Below are 15,851 nucleotides of genomic sequence, written 5' to 3' on the forward strand. Positions count from 1 at the left end.
GGCGACGGGTCAGCTGGACCGTTCGACCAGCAGGTCGGCGAACCGGACCAGGGCGTGACGCGCCGGCACGTCGGGCAGCTCGTCGAGCGCAGCGATGGCTTCGGCCGCCCAGCGGTGGGCCTCGCGGGTCGTCCGGGCGGTCACCTCGTGGACCCGCAACTCGGCGACCGCGCTCTCCAGGGCGCCCGGGTCCTCGATGCCCGCCTCGACCGCCTCGACCAGGTCGTCGATGCGCGCCACCAGGGCGGCAGCGACCCCATCGGTCAGAGCGTTGCGCCGGAGGTAGAGCAGCGGCAGGGTGGGCACGCCGGTGCGCAGATCGGTACCCGGCACTTTGCCCGTGTCCGCCGCCTCCGGCGACAGGTCGATCACGTCGTCGACCAGCTGGAAGGCGACGCCGATGCGTTCCCCGAACAACCGCACCGGCTGCCGGTACTGCTCGGGGGCCCCCGAGAAGGCGATGCCCCACTCGGCTGCGGCGGCGATCAGCGCGCCGGTCTTGTCGCTGAGCACCCCCAGGTAATGCTCGACCGCGTCCTCGCCGTGGCTGGGCCCGACGGTCTCGTGCAGCTGACCGAGCACCAGCCGCTCGAACGTGCTGCTCTGCGCGACCGCCGAGGCTCCGTCGATCTGCGCGATCAGCTTGCTGGCGCGGGCGAACAGCAGGTCGCCGGTCAAGATGGCGATGGAGTTGCCCCACACGGTCTGGGCGGAGGGCACGCCCCGTCGCTGCTCCGCATCGTCCATCACATCGTCGTGGTACAGCGAGGCGAGGTGGGTGATCTCCACCGCCTCCGCAGCGGTGATCACCCGGTCGGTGATGCCCTCGCCGAACTGGGCGGTGAGCAGAGTCAGCAGGGGTCGCACCCGCTTGCCGCCGGCGTCGAGCAGGTAACGCGAGAACGGATCGGCGACGACGTCCGCGAACTGCACCTGGTCCTGCAGGCCGGTTTCGACGCGCTCGAGGCCCTCGTCGATCGCGGTCGCCATCGCGCGATCGGACGCGGACGAGAAGATCCGGTCCGTCAGACCCACATGGGACGAGAACGCCTTGGTGCGGCGCGCGACGGGGGCGCGGGGACTCACTCGGAGGCCCACACGCCGGCAGCGGGCTTGACGCCGCGGTGCAGGGCGACGATGCCCGCCGTCAGGTTGCGGTACCGCACCTGCTTGAACCCGGCGTCCCGGATCCACGCCGCGAGCGTGGTCTGGTCGGGCCAGGCCAGGATCGAGTCGTTCAGGTAGTCGTAGGCGGCGGCGTTGGAGCTGGCGACCTTGGATACGGCGGGCATCCCGTACCGCAGGTAGGCGAAGTACGCCGCGCGCACCGGCGCGAGCGGCGGCTTGGAGAACTCGCACACCACGACGCGGCCGCCGGGCTTGGTGACGCGGAACAGCTCGGCCAGGGCCCGGTGCGGATCGGTGATGTTGCGCAGGCCGAACGAGATGGTTGTGGCGTCGAACTCGTCGTCGCCGAAGGGCAGGGCCATGGCATCGGCGAACACGAACTCGACCCGCGCGTTGTCCTGGTGCCGCGCGCGGCCGACAGCCAGCATCCCCTTGGAGAAGTCCGCCGCGACCACCCGGGCGCCGTTGCGGGCGAGCGACTCGCTGGACGTGCCCGTTCCGGCTGCCAGATCGAGGATGCGCTCGCCGGGCCGCGGCCGAACCGCCCGCACGGTGGCGAGCCGCCACAGCGTCGCGTTGCCGCCGGAGAGCACTGCGTTCGTCAAGTCGTAGCGACGGGAGACCTGATCGAACATGGCCGCGACCTCCGCCGGCTTCTTGCTCAGATCGGCCGTGGACACGACGCCAAGTGTAGGTTGCGCGCTCGGACGTACTCTGAGGCGGTGACAGATCCCGCGGTGCCGGCCTTCACCGTCACCACGAGGGCCGCGACCCTGCCCGAGCGGATCGTCGCGACCGCAGAGGACTCGGCCGTCTGGGCTCGCGGCGACGAGGTGCTGGTGGCCTCCGGGGTCGCCCTGCGACTCGACTTCTCCGGACCGGAGCGGATGACTCGCGCGGCCACCGCGTGGCAGCAGCTGCTCGGCCTCGCCCGGGTCGACGACGCGGTCGGCGTGGTCGGATCGGGGCTGGTCGCCTTCGGCACGTTCGCGTTCGCGGACGACTCCGCGGCCGCCAGCACCTTGATCGTGCCCAGGCGGATCCGCGGCCGGCGCAGCGGGGTGTCTTTCGTGACCGAGATCGTGGGCGGCCCGGCCGTCGCGGCCGCCGGGCCGCCCCGGGTCCCGTCCGTGAGCGTCGCAGCGATGGACGAGCGCGGGTACCGGGACGCGGTGGCCGAGGCGGTGCGCCGCATCCGCCGCGGGGAGTTGCAGAAGGTGGTGCTGGCGCGGGACCTGGTCGCCGCTCCTCCGCCGGGCTTCGACCTGACCGCGGCGCTGCGCCTGCTGCGTCGCCGGTACCGGGAGGCGTGGACGTTCGCGGTCGACGGCTTCTTCGGCGCGAGTCCGGAGACGCTGATCGCGACCGACGGCACATCCGTCACCGCGCGCGTGCTGGCCGGCACGGCGGCGCGCGAGACCGACCCCGTGGCTGACGACCGCGCCCGTGCGGCGCTGGAAGCGTCCGCGAAGAATCGGGTGGAGCACTCCCTGGCGGTCGACAGTCTGGTGATGGCGCTCGCGCCGAGCGTGCGCGACCTGACCGTACACCGCCGCTTCGCGCTGGAGCTGCCCAACGTGTGGCACCTGGCGACGGACATCGCGGCCGGGCTGGTCACGGACGGCGCGGCGCTCGACCTGGTCGCGGCGCTGCATCCGACCGCGGCCGTCGCGGGAGTGCCGCGCGCGGTGGCGATCGACGCGATCGCCGAGCTGGAGCCGTTCGACCGAGGTCGCTACGCCGGTCCCGTCGGGTGGGTGGGCGCTCATGGAGCGGGCGAGTGGGCGGTCGGTCTGCGGGGCGCCCAGGTGGGTCCGGACGGCACGGTCCGCGCGTTCGCCGGGGCGGGGATCGTCGCCGACTCCGAGCCGGCGACCGAGTACGCGGAGACCGGCTGGAAGTTCGCGCCCGTGCGGGAGGCGTTGGGCCGGGGCGACGTCGGTCTCAGGCCGGAAGCGGTACTTCGACCAGTTCCCGACCGGGCGCCGGTGTGATGAGTGCGGCGTCGAGCTCGCCGCGGGTCGTCACCCGTCGGTAGGACCAGCCGTAGGCGGCGGCGAGCGCGGACAGATCGGCGGGCCGCGGCGTCGTGAGCACCCGGCGGAAGTCGTCCGGCGGGGCGGTCGCGGCCACCTCCAGGGAGTCGAAGATCGTGCCGCCGCCGTCGTTGCCGACGATCACCTGCAGTCGGGGCACGGGTTCGCCGGGCGTCGCGAGCAGCGCCCCCGCATCGTGCAGCAGCGTCAGATCGCCGAGCAGCACCCGGGTGCGGCCGCCCCGCCCGCTGCGCGCGGCGCCGAGCGCGACTCCGATGGCAGTGCTGATCGTCCCGTCGATGCCGGCCAGCCCGCGGTTCGAGACGACGCGGATGCGCTTGCCCGGCACGACCGCGTCCGCCTCCCGGATCAGCCGGCTGGCGCCGAAGACCAGGCGGTCGTGCGGCCAGGTGGCGCGCCACACCGCTTCGACGAGGGCGCGTCGGGTGACCGGCGCCCGGACGGCGGCCAGTTCTGCTCGGGCATGGGCGCCGCGCTCCCGGGGCGAGGCGTCGTCGGCCGGGGGGCGGTAGGGCGGGTCGTCGGAGTCGGCGAGCAGGCCGCGCGAGGCGGTGATCCACGCGCCCAGCCAGGTTCGGTCCGGGCTTGGCGCGGTTGCGCGGACGGCACCGGTGCGCAGCGCTCGGCCGTCGGTGGGATCGAACCACTCCCCGCCGGCCGGCCCGACGAGCACCACCTCCACCTCCGCCCCGGCAAGCAGCGCCGGCACCTGACGACTCAGGGTGGGATGACCGAAGACCACGACCCGCTCGATGCGGCCGCCGAGCTCGGGATCGTCGAGCAGCGGACGGTAGGCCCCGACCACCATCGGGCCGAAGCGCGCACCGCTCGACACCTCCGCCAGCAGGGGGACACCGGCGTCGCGCGCGAACGCCTCCGCCCGCTCCCCGGCCTTGTCGCCGGCGACGACCACCGTGCGCGGACCGGGTTCGATCGGCAGCACATCGGCAGGGTCGGAGCCGGCGACCGGCGTCGGCTGCAGCTCGACCGCCGGCGCAACCCCCGAGAGCGGCTCCCGGTAGGCCAGGTTCAGGTGCACCGGGCCGGGTGCGGTCGACGCCGAGCCGAGGGCGACCGCGAACGCGCGGTCGGCGAGCTGCGTCGCGGCCAACGCATCCGCCGGCGTGCCCGGCGCTGCCACGTCGAACTCGGCGCGGACAGCCGCGGCGAACATCCCCGCCTGCACGGTGGTCTGGTTGGCGCCGATGCCGTGCAGCTCGGCGGGACGGTCGGCGGTGAGCAGCAGCAGGGGAACCCCGGCATGGTGCGCCTCGAGCACGGCCGGATGCAGCTCGGCCACGGCGGTGCCGGAGGTGACCGCGACTGCGACCGGCCGGCCGGTCTCCTGCGCCAGCCCGAGTGCCGTGAACCCGGCGACGCGCTCGTCGATGCGCACGTGCAGCTGCAGGCTTCCGGCGCGTTCCAGCGCCGCGGCCGCCAGCGCGAGCGCCTGGGAGCGGGAGCCGGGCGCGAGCACCAGGTCGGTGAGCCCCGCCTGGATGAGGCCGGTCAGCAGGGCGGTCGCCGCTGCGCTGGCCGGGGACGGCGGCGTGGGGGTCGGCGGAGCCGGGAACGTCGGGTTCGACGCGGTCGGGAGCGCCGGACTGTCAGGCACCGCGGCGGCCGGGGTCCCCGTCGTCCTCGGTGTCGGTGCGGGCGAGCTCCTCCTCGAGTCGCCGGATCTCATCCGCGTCGTCCGTTCGCCGCCGCTCGGCCGGCGACGGACGAGGGGCGGGCGGAGGCGTGGAGCCGACGCGACTCAGGAACGCCGGATCGTCGTCCGGGCCGCGGCGCATCGTGCGGGCGGTCGCGGGTGTGCGTCCGACGATGAACCAGAGCGCGACGCCCAGGACCGGGATCAGCAGGATGATCGGCAGCCACAGCAGCTTGACCGGGCCGCGGACGAAGCGCCGGTCGAACGTGACCCAATCCACCAGCGAGTAGACCGTGACGGCGACGAGCACGACGGCCAGGATGAGTGCCAGACGTGCCATTGGAGCACTGTAGGCACGCCAAGCTGACTGCGGGTGTGGTGGCGCCTATGAACATGGACGGCGAGCGGTCAGCGGGGCCGGCCGGGGGCGTCGTCGTCGGACTCCCGCTCCAGCCGAGCCAGGTCCTCCTCCATCTGGCGGATCCGCTCGTCCTGGGCGCGCTTGGACATGTAGCCGTCCGCTGCACCGAGGAACCGAGCGTCGTCGTCGGGAGCCTTGCGCTGCACGGGACCGGCGATGCGCTCCCGTCCCACGGCGAGCCAGAGCACGCTGCCGATCAGCGGGAAGATCAGGATGGCGATCAGCCAGAGGGCTTTCGGGATGCCGCGCACCCGGGCGTCGGGCATCAGTGCGCAGTTGACCACGGCGAAGATCTCGAGCACCAGGACGGCCAGCGCGACCAGCACCTCCAGGCGACCCATGCGCCGAGGGTAAAGCATCGCCGCCTGCTCATGGCCGATGCACAGGGTCCGCGCACCAGAGCACGACAGCAGGACAGGGTCTCGACAGCAGGCTGCTGGTCGACCAGCGGCCTGCGATCGGGACCTGGTCCTGCTGAAGTGCTCGGGATCGGGGCGGGCGGGGCGCTGCCTACACTGGGCGCGTGGCTGGGCGCGAGCAGGGTGGGGCCGGTCGGCTGCCCCGCTGGCTGCCGTACACGGCGCTCCGGATCCTGTTCTTCGTGGTGCCGCTGGTGCTCACCTACGGCTTCGGCGCCAATATCTACATCGCGGCGATCGTGGCGGCGATCGTCGGCTTCTGCCTGTCGCTGATCTTCCTCAACCGGCAGCGGATCGAGTTGGCCGGCGAGCTGGCCGCCCGGCGGCGGCGCGACGCCGAGGCCGCCGGGCCGAGCATCGACTCGGATGAGGCGGCCGAAGACGCCGCGCTCGAGCAGGGCAGCGATCAGGCGGGCAGCGCGAGCGCCAGGCCCAGTCCCAGGCCGTAGACGAGCCCGGTCAGCCCGGTCAGGCTGAGCGCCAGCACCAGTTCCTTCGCGGTCTTCGCGGTCGACGTGATCAGCACGGCCGGGGCGGCGAGGAGCACCGCCAGGAACACGAGCGACGGGGTCGTGTAGAAGAGGCAGAGGAACAGCAGCAGGAGGAACGGGACCAGCATCAGCACCCCGTAGAGCACGCGGCTGCCGGTGGCGCCGATGCGCACCGAGAGGGTGCGCTTGCCCGCCTTGGCGTCGTGCTCCAGATCGCGCAGGTTGTTGACGACCAGGGCGGCGCAGGCGATGCAGCCGATCGCGACGCCGCAGAGCAGCGCCTCGGAATCCAGCTCGCCGAGCAGTACGAACGTCGTGCCGCAGGTGGCGACCAGGCCGAAGAAGACGAAGACGGCGATCTCGCCGAGCCCGGCATAGCCGTACGGGCGCCGCCCGCCGGTGTAGAACCAGGCTGCGGCGATCGCGACGGCGCCGATCGCGAGCAGCCACCAGAACTGAGTCACCACCACGATCACCAGGCCGGCCACAGCCGCGAGAGCGAAGCAGGCCAGGGCGACCGCCAGCACCGTCCGCGGCTTCGCGGCGCCGGAGGCGGTCAGCCGGGCAGGGCCGACGCGGAACCGGTCCGAGCCGCGCACGCCGTCGGAGTAGTCGTTGGCGAAGTTGACGCCGATCTGCAGCAGCAGGGCGACCGCCAGGCAGATCAGGGCGAGCCACCAATGCGCGGGGACGCGTTGCGCGTAGGCGGAGCCGGTGCCGAGGGCGACGGGGGCGATCGCGAGCGGCAGCGTGCGCAGGCGGGCGCCACCGATCCAGTCGCCTGCCGTCGCCCTGCGCGCGGGAGCGACGGGGCTGCCGCCGGGTCGTCGCCGCACCGGCGGGCGCCGGGTGCTGCGGGTACCGCTGCGGGAAGCCATGACGAGCGAGTCTACGAAGCGTCGCCCGCCCGGCCTGCTCCACCCGCCTGGCCCGTCGCGCCCACTTCGCCTGGCGCGCCCCCCTCGCCCGGCGCGCCCCCCTCGCCCGGCGCGCCCCCCTCGCCTGGCGGGACGGCCGCGAGCGCAGCGATCCGGCGACGGTCCGGCTTGCCGCTGCTGAGCGCGGGCAGCGGATCGAGCACCAGCACCTGGGCCGGCGCGGCCGCTCGGCCCAGGCGTTCGGCGACGGCGGCGCGCAGTCCGGCCAAGTCGACCGCCCGGGTGGCGGCCACGATCGGTACCTGACCCCATTCGGCGTCCGGCACCGCCACGACCACCGCCTCCGAGAGCCCGGGCTGGGCGCGCACCGCGGATTCGATCAGCGCGAGCGACACCTTCTCTCCGCCGGAGACGATCACGTCGTCCAGCCGCCCGGTGACGGTCAGGCGCTGTCCGTCCCAGGTGCCCGAATCCCCGGTGCGGTACCAGGTTCGCCCGGGCTCGGGAAGGAACGTGGCGGCGGTGCGGGCGTCGTCGCCCAGGTAGCCGTCGGCCAGCACCGGCCCCGCCAACTGCACCTCGCCGTCGCGCACGCGCACCTGCACTCCGGCCAGCGGTACCCCGTCGTACACGCAGCCGCCGGCGGTCTCGGAGGCGCCGTAGGTGCGCACGACACGCACGCCGACCCGCTCGGCGCGGTCGGCCAGCCCCGCATCCAGTCGTCCACCGCCGATCAGCAGCGCGTCGAGCGACCGGACCGCCGCGCCGACGAGTCGATCCCCGTCCTCGATCGCGCCGACGACGCGGTGCAACTGGGTCGGGACCAGCGAGCTGTAGCGCCGCCGGGTGTCGGGCAACGCCTGCACGGCGCGGGCGAACTCGCCGGCCGTGAAGGATCCGGGAGCGACCGGGTGCGGGTCGGATCCGGCGGCGATCGCCCGCACGATCACCTGCACACCCGCGATGTAGTGGCCGGGCAGCGCCAGCACCCACTCGCCCGGCCCGCCCAGGGCGCTCTCGGTCGCCGCCGCGGAGGCGAGCAGCGCACCGGCCGACAGCAGCACGCGTTTGGGTGCACCACTCGACCCGGAGGTCGCGATCACCAGGGCGACAGGCAGCGGCACCGGCTCCAGCCCCGCCCCGGGCCCGCGCCCGCGCCCGCGCCCGCGCCCGCGCCCGCGCCCGATGGCATCGGATCCGACCGCACCCGGTACGGCCGACTCGACCGGCAGGACCGCAGGCCCCGAGCCATCGAGTGCGCTCCGCAGGGCGCGGGTCAGCCCGTCGATGTCGCCGGCGGGCACGGCGACCAGCTCGCGCATCCGCTCAGCGCACCCGGGGGACCGGCGCCCGGTCGGGCGGCACCGACGCGTCCGCTGCGCCGGCGGGGTGGACGAGGGAAGGGACGGACATCAGTGCAGCGTAGGCGCCGACACGGTCGGCGAGACTGGGGCGGTGCTGCCCGACGTCGGTGACCTGCGGTCCTCCCTGCGAGTGGTGTCGCTGCCGCTCGTGACGCGGTTCCGAGGAATCACGGTGCGCGAGGCGGCGCTGGTCGAAGGGCCCGCGGGCTGGAGCGAGTTCGCGCCCTTCCTCGAGTACGAGGACGCGGAGGCGGCGACGTGGCTGGCCGCGGCGATCGCGTTCGGGTGGGAGGCGGCGACACCGACCCGTCGCGACCGCATCCCGGTGAACGCGACGGTGCCCACTGTGCCGTCGGCCGAGGTCGCGGGCCTGCTCGCCCGGTTTCCGGGTACCCGCACTGCCAAGGTCAAGGTGGCCGATGCGGCCGGGCACCTCGCAGACGACGTCGCCCGCGTCGCGGCGGTGCGCGAGGCGCTCGGTCCGGCCGGCCGGGTGCGCATCGATGCGAACGGCGGGTGGACCGTGGACGAGGCGGAGCGTGCCCTCCGGGCGCTGGCCCCCTTCGACCTGGAGTACGCGGAGCAGCCGTGCGCGACGATCGACGAGCTGGCGCAGCTGCGGCGTCGCACGCGGGACCTGGCCGTGCCGATCGCCGCCGACGAGTCGGTGCGCAAGGCGACGGACCCCCTCGCCGTGGCGCGCTCCGGGGCCGCCGACCTGCTGGTGCTGAAGGCGGCTCCGCTCGGCGGCGTGCGCGCGGCGGCCGGCCTCGCCGCGCAGGCCGGACTGCCGGTGGTGGTCTCCAGCGCGCTCGACACCTCCGTCGGCCTGGCGATGGGCGCCTTTCTGGCCGCGGCGCTTCCCGAGCTGCCGTACGACTGCGGGCTCGGCACCGCTGCGCTGCTGGCCGCCGACGTGACGCACGAGCCGCTGACGCCCGTCGACGGAGCGATCCCCGTCCGGCGCGTGGTCCCCGATCCCGACCTGCTGGACCGCTTCGCCGCCGACGCCGACCGGACCGCGTGGTGGCGGGAACGCCTGCTCCGCTGCCACCACCTGCTACCCGCCTGACCGTCGCGACCACCGCTCAGGGCGCGAGAAATTCAGGAGGAATCGAGGAATGAAGCAACGACGCGCCGCGCAGAGGCCCCCGTTCCCGCAGTTGTCCTGAGTTCTTCGCGCGGGGAGAAGCGCGGAGAGCGGAGGCGGGGCTACTTGAGGCCGCTGTAGCTGTGCAAGCCGTGGAAGAAGACGTTCACGATGCCGAAGTTGAACAGCACCGCGCCGAAGCCGATCAGGGCCAGCACCGAGGAGCGTCCGCCTCGCCAGCCGCGCGTCGCGCGGGCGTGGATATAGCCGGCGAAGATCACCCAGATGATGAAGGTCCACACCTCTTTGGTGTCCCAGCCCCAGTAGCGGCCCCACGCGTGCTCGGCCCAGATGGAGCCGGCGATCAGGGTGAAGGTCCACAGGATGAAACCGATCACCGCGATGCGGTAGGTGGTCGCCTCCAGCCGGTCCGCGGCCGGGATGGTGGCCATCAGCCGCAGGCGCTCCGCGGGTCGGCCCTCGGCGGCCCGGCGCTCCCGGTGCGACTGCACTAATTGCACCGCGGCCAGCGTGCCGGCCAGGGCGAAGAACGCCGTGCCGAGCGTCGCGACGAACACGTGGATCACGAGCCAGTACGACTGCAGGGCCGGCGGCAGCGGCGAGACGGCGACGTGGAATCCGACGGTCGACACTCCGAGCAGCACGAGGACGAGGGCCGTGATCGGAGCACCGAGGAACGTCAGGTCGGTGCGCAGCAGCGACAGCAGGAACACGCCGACGATCAGCAGCGTGGCCGTCATGGAGAACTCGTAGAGGTTGCCCCAGGGCACCCGGCCGGCGGCGACCCCGCGCAGGACGTCGGCGCCCAGGTGCAACGCCCAGGCCAGGATCGTCAGCGCGATCGCGGTCCGCAGCGCCGGACGGCGTCGGCCCGTCGGAGCGTTCGCTGGCGGCGCCGTGCGCACCAGCGTGGCGACCCCGCCGCCCTGGGCGGCAGTCGTCGAGGCGGCCGCCGCGTCGGCCTGGCGCACACCGACCTCGGCGGAACGCCGGGCCAGGTCGAAGGCGAAGGCGATGAACGCGATCGCGTACACGGCGAGCGCCGAGACGAGCATGATGCCGGAGACATCGTCCAGCGGATTGTTCACGATCCCAGCGTACGTGCGCGCAGGACGTGCGCAGGCCGGACGACGGATTCGAACGGGCGGTCGGCCCGATCCGATCCGATCGAGGGGACCTGCGGTCGGCCGTACCGGAGGTCAGACCCCGGCCGGAACCCGGGGCCGGCTCGGCTCATCCGTCTCGAGCGCCGTGCCGTGCTGCTCCGCGAACTCCGCCAGCGCCCGCTCCAGGCCGGGGTCGTCGCCGCGCGCCAGGGCCGCGTACTCCAGCCGCAGCCCGCCCTCGCCGTCGTCGCCCGGACCCACAGCCACCCACATGCGGCGGCGCGGGACGAGCAGCGAGGTGAGCAGGCCGGCGACGACGAGCACCGCGAAGCCGCCCACGTAGTTCTGGGTGGGGTCGTGATGGATGTCGAGCGAGGCGAACCGGGTCACACCGTCGAACCGGATGGTGCCGAGGCCGTTGGGCAGCGCCACGGTTCTCCCGGGCGTCAGCTCGAGTGCCGGAACCGTGGACCGGGGCGGCCCCGCGACCTGGGTCATGTGGTCGGTGTTCAGTTGGTAGACGTTGGAGGCCGACCCGTCGGTGTCGCCGAGGTTCCCGGTGAACACATTGAGGCTCAGGACGGGGTTGGTGAGCCCGGGAAAGTTGGACACGGAAGCGCCTGGAACGACGGACGGCACCCGCGTCGGATAGAAGAAGCCCTGCAGCCCGATCTTCGGCGTGATCCCCGGCACCTTGATGACGCCGAGCGAGGTCAGATCCGCGTCCTGCGGGATGAACGGCACCGCGCCCTGGAATACGCGCTTGCCGGTGGCGTCTCGGACCGTGATCTTGGGTGCGTAGCCGTTGCCGAGCAGGTAGACGCTGGCTCCCTGGATCTCGAGCGGGTGGTTCACCTTGATGGTGCGCTGATGGGTGCCCGTCGCATCCGTCGCCAGGACACGGGCGGTGTAGTCCAGTGGCTCGCCGAGGGACGGACCGATCTGCTCGTCGTACTTCACGGAAAGGCTCGTGAGCGTCAAGGAGTAGTTCGGCAGCGAATTCGACCCGAAGAACCTGCCGGTCGTCAGGCTGTCGAAGCCGCTCTGGCTGGCGTTGAACGAGTCGCCGACCGCGAGGATCCGCTGCCCGGTGTACGCCAGTCCCCCGGCCAGGAACACCGCGATCAAGATGCCGACGAGCGCCAGGTGGAACACCAGGTTGCCGGTCTCACGCAGGTACCCGCGCTCCGCGGAGACGGAGTCGCCGTACCGGCGCACCCGGTACCGGCGCGCCTTCAGCAGTCGCTCCGCCTGCGCCAGCGCCGCCTCCGTCGAGGCATGGGTCGTCGCGGACCGGTACGCCTGCAGCCGGTTGAGCCGCACCGGTGTGCGGGGCGGGTCGGCGCGCAGGGCTTGCAGGTGGTGCTTGGTTCGAGGCAGCACGCAGCCGATCAGCGAGACGAACAGCAGCAGGTAGATGGCCGAGAACCACACCGAGGTGTAGACGCTGAAGCCCTGCACCGCCGTCACCAGGTCGACCAGGCCGGGATTCGCGGCCTTCCAGGCCACCACGCCGTTCGGATCGGCCGCCTCCTGCGGGATCAGCGAACCGGGCACCGCCGCGACCGCCAGGGCGAGCAGCAGCAGCAGCGCGGTGCGCATGCTGGTCAACTGCCGCCACGCCCAGCGCAGCCACTCGAAGCCGCCGAGTCGCGGGTTCGATACCGGCGACTCGAAGCCGTTGTCGATGAAGTCAGACGGCCGTGACAACGCTGCCCACCAGGATCTGCAGTTGACCGGTCAGCGCGAGCCACGCTCCGCTGACCATCAGCACGCCGACAACGACCAGCAGTCCGCCGCCCGCCAGGTTCACCACACGAATATGCCGGCGCAGGAATGCAGTGCCGCGGGTCGCCCAGCCGAGGCCCAGGGCGATCAGCAGGAACGGCACGCCCAGGCCCAGCGAGTAGCAGGCCGCGAGCAGTGCCCCCTGCCCGGCGCTGCCGCCGCTGATCGCGAGCGACTCGATCGCCGCGAGCGTCGGGCCGATGCACGGCGACCAGCCGATCGCGAAGACGACGCCGAGCAGGGGGGCGCCGATCAGGCCGGTGCGCGGCTGCCAGCCGGTCTTCACCATGCGTTGCAGGGGGCCGAGTCCCCCGAGGAACACGACGCCCATCAGGATGACCAGCACGCCGAGCACCCGGGTCAGGGGATCGCTCCACGCCCGCAGGAACAGCCCGACGCTGCCGAAGACGAACCCGCCCAGCACGAAGACGACCGAGAACCCGAGCACGAACAGCGCCGCGCCCAGCACCAGGCGCGACGAGCCGCGCGCCGCCGATCGGTCCATGCCGCCGACGTAGCCGAGATACCCGGGTACCAGTGGCAGCACGCACGGCGACGCGAACGAGACCGCTCCGGCGAGCAGTGCGAGGGGGACCGACAGCAGCAGGTTGCCGCCGGTGACGAGCGACCCGACCGATGCCACGATCACCGCCGTCGTCATCATGCCGGCGCCTTCAGCGCGTCCTGGATCAGGTCGCCGACGGTGGTCGTGTTAGTGACCTGCCCTACCTGGTAGGCGAGCACGCCGTGGGTGCGCGTCAGGATCATCGTCGTGGGCGTCGCCGTCGGCGGCAGCACCTCGCTGAACGCGTACTGCACCAGGCTGTGGTTCGGCGAATCGAGGATGGAGGGGTAGCTGACCTTGTAAGTGGTCTGGAACGGCGCGGCCTGGCCGACCGGATCCCGCACGTTGACGCCGACGAACTGGACGCCGCGGCCCGCGTACTGCGTGGCCAGCTTCTCCAGCGCCGGCGCCTCCCGCTGGCAGGGACCGCATCCGGCGTACCAGAAGTTGACGACCAGCACCTTGCCCAGGTAGTCCTTGGAGTCGAACCGGCTGCCGGAGACGGTCGTACCCGAGAAGACCACCGGCTTGGTCGGGGTTGCGAACTCCTTCAGGTCGCCGTCCGCCGAGGAGTAGCTGACGCCCGGCAGCGGCGCGGATTGGGTGCACGCGGACAGCAACCCGCCGGCGACCAGCATCGCCGCGGCGACGGCGACCGCTCGCCGGACGCCGGTGGGCCGGACGACTCCGCGACGGGTGGTGCGAATGCGGCGCGTCACGCCGCACCCTCGTTCTGCGCCTCGGTCGTGACGGCGGCGCCCGGGTCGGCGTACGCCGTCTCGATCAGGTAGCCGCCGCGCCGCTCGAAGCTCGTGATGCTGGACAGCGCACACCGCCGCCGGCGCGGATCGTGCGCGAGCGGCCGGCCGACGACGGACCGGTGCACCGTCCAGATGGGCAACTGGTGGCTGACGATCACGACGTCGCCCGACTCGGTGCCCGAGAAGGCGTCGGCGATCGCGGCCCGCATGCGCCGCAGGATCTCGGAGAAGGGCTCGCCCCACCCGGGCCGCACCGGGTTGGCGAAGTAGTGCCAGTCGGCCGGATTGCGCAGCAGCGCTCCGCCAGCGGTGCTGCGACCCTCGAAGACGTTCGCGGCCTCGATCACCCGGTCATCCGACTGCAGCGACAGCCCGAACCGTTGCACGATCGGCGCCGCTGACTGCTGGGCGCGCAGCAGCGGCGATGCGATCACCCGCGTCACCGGCCGGTCGGCCAGCGCCTCGGCGGCGGCCGTGGCCATTGCCTGCCCGCGATCGGACAGCCGAAAGTCGGCGAGCCGTCCGTAGATGACGCCCGCCGGGTTGAACACCTCGCCGTGTCGGACGAGGTGCAGCGCTCGAGCGACCACCAGTTCAGTGTAAGGACGGCCCGATCCGCTCCTGCGCTGCCGTCGGAACGCATGGACGACCGAGACCTGCCGCCCGCTGTGCAGGAGAGGGCGCTCTGGAGGAGAGGCGCAGCGGAGGAGAGGATCGGGCCCTCCGGGCGGGCGATCCGGACCGTGATATCGGCATGCGTAGGCTTGACCGCCGTGGATCGCACCCCTGTGAAGGCATTGGCCGGGCTCGACGACGGCCCGGTCTCGGTAGGCGGCTGGGTCGAGACGATCCGCGATCAGAAGAAGGTGCAGTTCCTGGTGCTGCGCGACGAGAGCGGCGCCGTACAGCTGGTCAGGCCCCGGCCCGAGGGCGACGACGCGATCTCCACCGCGATCTCCGGGCTCTCGCTGGGAACGTTCCTCGCGGTCGACGGCCTCCTGAAGCACGACGAGCGGGTGAAGCTCGGCGGCATCGAGGTGCGGATCGACGACCTGCGCGTCGTCGCCGCCAGCGATCCGGAGCAGCCGATCGCCGCCGACTCAGGCATCGACAAGCGCCTGGACTGGCGCTTCCTCGACCTGCGCAACCCGGCGCAGCAGCTGATCTTCCGCGTGCAGACCACCTTCGAGCACGCGCTGCGCACCTGGTGGGTGGAGCACGACTTCATCGAGGTGCACACCCCCAAGCTGATGGCGTCGCCCAGCGAGTCGCGGGCAGAGCTGTTCCAGGTCGGCTACTTCGACACCACCGCGTATCTGTCGCAGAGCCCCCAGTTCTTCAAGCAGATGGCCCAGCCGGCGGGCTTCGGCGGCGTCTTCGAGATCGCCGACGCCTTCCGGGCGGACCCGTCGTTCACCGCGCGGCATGCCACCGAGTTCACGAGCGTCGACATGGAGTTCAGTTGGATCGACAGCCACGAGGACGTGATGGCGGTGCACGAGCAGCTGTTCGTGGCCGGGTTCGAGGCCGTGCAGGCGAAGCACGGTGACGACATCAAGCGGCTGCTGGGGCTGCAGGTGACGGTGCCCACCCGGCCGTTCCCGCGCATCCCGCTGGCCGAGGCCAAGCGGATCGTCGCCGAGCAGGGCTACACCGTGCCGCGTGCGGACGAGGACATGGACCCGGAGGGCGAGCGGCGCATCTCGGCGCACGTGCGGCAGGCGTTCGGCCACGACTTCGTGTTCCTGACCGACTATGCATCCAGCATCCGGCCCTTCTACCACATGCGTCACGACGACGATCCGTCGCTCACGAACAGCTACGACCTGATCTACCGGGGCACCGAGATCGCCACCGGGGCACAGCGGGAGCACCGCATCGACGTGCTGACCGCGCAGGCGCGCGACAAGGGCGTCGACCCGTCCGAGATCGACTTCTACCTGGACTTCTTCCGCTACGGGGTGCCGCCCCATGGCGGATTCGGCATGGGCCTGGCCCGCGTGCTGATGCTGCTGCTGGAGCGCTCCAGCATCCGCGAGACGACCTACCTGTTCCGGGGCCCGAACCGCCTGCTGCCGTAGCGGAACCATCCCAGAACTCGGCTTGTC

Annotated in this window: 16 protein-coding genes; 4 read left to right on the forward strand and 12 right to left on the reverse strand. The window is 72.6% G+C overall.

The window, feature by feature from the left end:
- Nucleotides 1-9: 9 nt before the first annotated feature.
- Both ACFE7H_RS08370 and ACFE7H_RS08375 read right to left on the reverse strand, forming a co-directional pair.
- The gene (locus tag ACFE7H_RS08370; protein ID WP_375400775.1) at nt 10-1,086 is read right to left on the reverse strand and encodes a polyprenyl synthetase family protein; all 1,077 of its coding nucleotides are present in this window, start codon (nt 1,084-1,086) and stop codon (nt 10-12) included.
- The gene (locus ACFE7H_RS08375; RefSeq protein WP_375400776.1) at nt 1,083-1,808 is read right to left on the reverse strand and encodes a demethylmenaquinone methyltransferase; all 726 of its coding nucleotides are present in this window, start codon (nt 1,806-1,808) and stop codon (nt 1,083-1,085) included. Before ACFE7H_RS08375 ends, ACFE7H_RS08370 begins: the two co-directional genes overlap by 4 nt.
- A gap of 42 nt (nt 1,809-1,850) precedes the next feature.
- On the opposite strand from ACFE7H_RS08375, the gene ACFE7H_RS08380 reads away from it, so the two are divergent.
- The gene (locus tag ACFE7H_RS08380; RefSeq protein WP_375400777.1) at nt 1,851-3,122 is read left to right on the forward strand and encodes an isochorismate synthase MenF; all 1,272 of its coding nucleotides are present in this window, start codon (nt 1,851-1,853) and stop codon (nt 3,120-3,122) included.
- Here ACFE7H_RS08380 and menD read toward each other — a convergent pair.
- The 3 genes from menD to ACFE7H_RS08395 form a co-directional block, all read right to left on the reverse strand.
- Complete coding sequence (menD, locus tag ACFE7H_RS08385) at nt 3,073-4,800, reverse strand: 2-succinyl-5-enolpyruvyl-6-hydroxy-3-cyclohexene-1-carboxylic-acid synthase (protein WP_375400778.1); 1,728 nt, start codon at nt 4,798-4,800, stop codon at nt 3,073-3,075. The genes ACFE7H_RS08380 and menD overlap by 50 nt on opposite strands.
- Nucleotides 4,793-5,179, reverse strand: coding sequence for a PLDc N-terminal domain-containing protein (locus ACFE7H_RS08390; protein WP_375400779.1), 387 nt, complete (start codon nt 5,177-5,179; stop codon nt 4,793-4,795). Before ACFE7H_RS08390 ends, menD begins: the two co-directional genes overlap by 8 nt.
- Before the next feature lie 68 nt (nt 5,180-5,247).
- On the reverse strand, nt 5,248-5,601 hold the full coding sequence (locus ACFE7H_RS08395) for a PLD nuclease N-terminal domain-containing protein (protein ID WP_375400780.1): 354 nt from the start codon (nt 5,599-5,601) through the stop codon (nt 5,248-5,250).
- Between the two features lie 182 nt (nt 5,602-5,783).
- On the opposite strand from ACFE7H_RS08395, the gene ACFE7H_RS08400 reads away from it, so the two are divergent.
- On the forward strand, nt 5,784-6,128 hold the full coding sequence (locus tag ACFE7H_RS08400) for a DUF4229 domain-containing protein (RefSeq protein ID WP_375400781.1): 345 nt from the start codon (nt 5,784-5,786) through the stop codon (nt 6,126-6,128).
- Here ACFE7H_RS08400 and ACFE7H_RS08405 read toward each other — a convergent pair.
- Both ACFE7H_RS08405 and ACFE7H_RS08410 read right to left on the reverse strand, forming a co-directional pair.
- Nucleotides 6,086-7,048, reverse strand: coding sequence for a 1,4-dihydroxy-2-naphthoate polyprenyltransferase (locus ACFE7H_RS08405; protein WP_375400782.1), 963 nt, complete (start codon nt 7,046-7,048; stop codon nt 6,086-6,088). The genes ACFE7H_RS08400 and ACFE7H_RS08405 overlap by 43 nt on opposite strands.
- Before the next feature lie 11 nt (nt 7,049-7,059).
- Nucleotides 7,060-8,370: an AMP-binding protein gene (locus ACFE7H_RS08410; protein ID WP_375400783.1), complete on the reverse strand. Its 1,311-nt coding sequence runs from the start codon at nt 8,368-8,370 to the stop codon at nt 7,060-7,062.
- Between the two features lie 133 nt (nt 8,371-8,503).
- Here ACFE7H_RS08410 and ACFE7H_RS08415 point away from each other — a divergent pair, with 133 nt between their 5' ends.
- Nucleotides 8,504-9,484, forward strand: coding sequence for an o-succinylbenzoate synthase (locus tag ACFE7H_RS08415; RefSeq protein WP_375400784.1), 981 nt, complete (start codon nt 8,504-8,506; stop codon nt 9,482-9,484).
- Between the two features lie 140 nt (nt 9,485-9,624).
- Here the strand turns inward: ACFE7H_RS08415 and ccsB are convergent, their stop codons facing one another.
- The 5 genes from ccsB to ACFE7H_RS08440 all read right to left on the reverse strand — a co-directional run bounded on the left by ccsB (nt 9,625) and on the right by ACFE7H_RS08440 (nt 14,333).
- Nucleotides 9,625-10,611, reverse strand: a complete 987-nt coding sequence (ccsB, locus tag ACFE7H_RS08420; protein WP_375400785.1) for a c-type cytochrome biogenesis protein CcsB — start codon at nt 10,609-10,611, stop codon at nt 9,625-9,627.
- A gap of 111 nt (nt 10,612-10,722) precedes the next feature.
- Nucleotides 10,723-12,339, reverse strand: a complete 1,617-nt coding sequence (locus ACFE7H_RS08425) for a cytochrome c biogenesis protein ResB (protein WP_375400786.1) — start codon at nt 12,337-12,339, stop codon at nt 10,723-10,725.
- A complete protein-coding gene (locus ACFE7H_RS08430) occupies nt 12,323-13,081 on the reverse strand; it encodes a cytochrome c biogenesis CcdA family protein (protein ID WP_375400787.1) in 759 nt (252 codons plus the stop codon). The genes ACFE7H_RS08425 and ACFE7H_RS08430 overlap by 17 nt, the downstream gene beginning before the upstream one ends.
- Nucleotides 13,078-13,701, reverse strand: coding sequence for a TlpA family protein disulfide reductase (locus tag ACFE7H_RS08435; RefSeq protein ID WP_375400788.1), 624 nt, complete (start codon nt 13,699-13,701; stop codon nt 13,078-13,080). The genes ACFE7H_RS08430 and ACFE7H_RS08435 overlap by 4 nt, the downstream gene beginning before the upstream one ends.
- A complete protein-coding gene (locus ACFE7H_RS08440; protein WP_375400789.1) occupies nt 13,698-14,333 on the reverse strand; it encodes a histidine phosphatase family protein in 636 nt (211 codons plus the stop codon). Before ACFE7H_RS08440 ends, ACFE7H_RS08435 begins: the two co-directional genes overlap by 4 nt.
- Before the next feature lie 174 nt (nt 14,334-14,507).
- Here ACFE7H_RS08440 and aspS point away from each other — a divergent pair, with 174 nt between their 5' ends.
- Nucleotides 14,508-15,824: an aspartate--tRNA(Asn) ligase gene (gene aspS / locus ACFE7H_RS08445; RefSeq protein WP_375400790.1), complete on the forward strand. Its 1,317-nt coding sequence runs from the start codon at nt 14,508-14,510 to the stop codon at nt 15,822-15,824.
- The last annotated feature ends 27 nt before the right edge of the window (nt 15,825-15,851 follow it).

The sequence above is a fragment of the uncultured Amnibacterium sp. genome (assembly GCF_964250715.1).
Taxonomy (GTDB): Bacteria; Actinomycetota; Actinomycetes; order Actinomycetales; family Microbacteriaceae; genus Amnibacterium.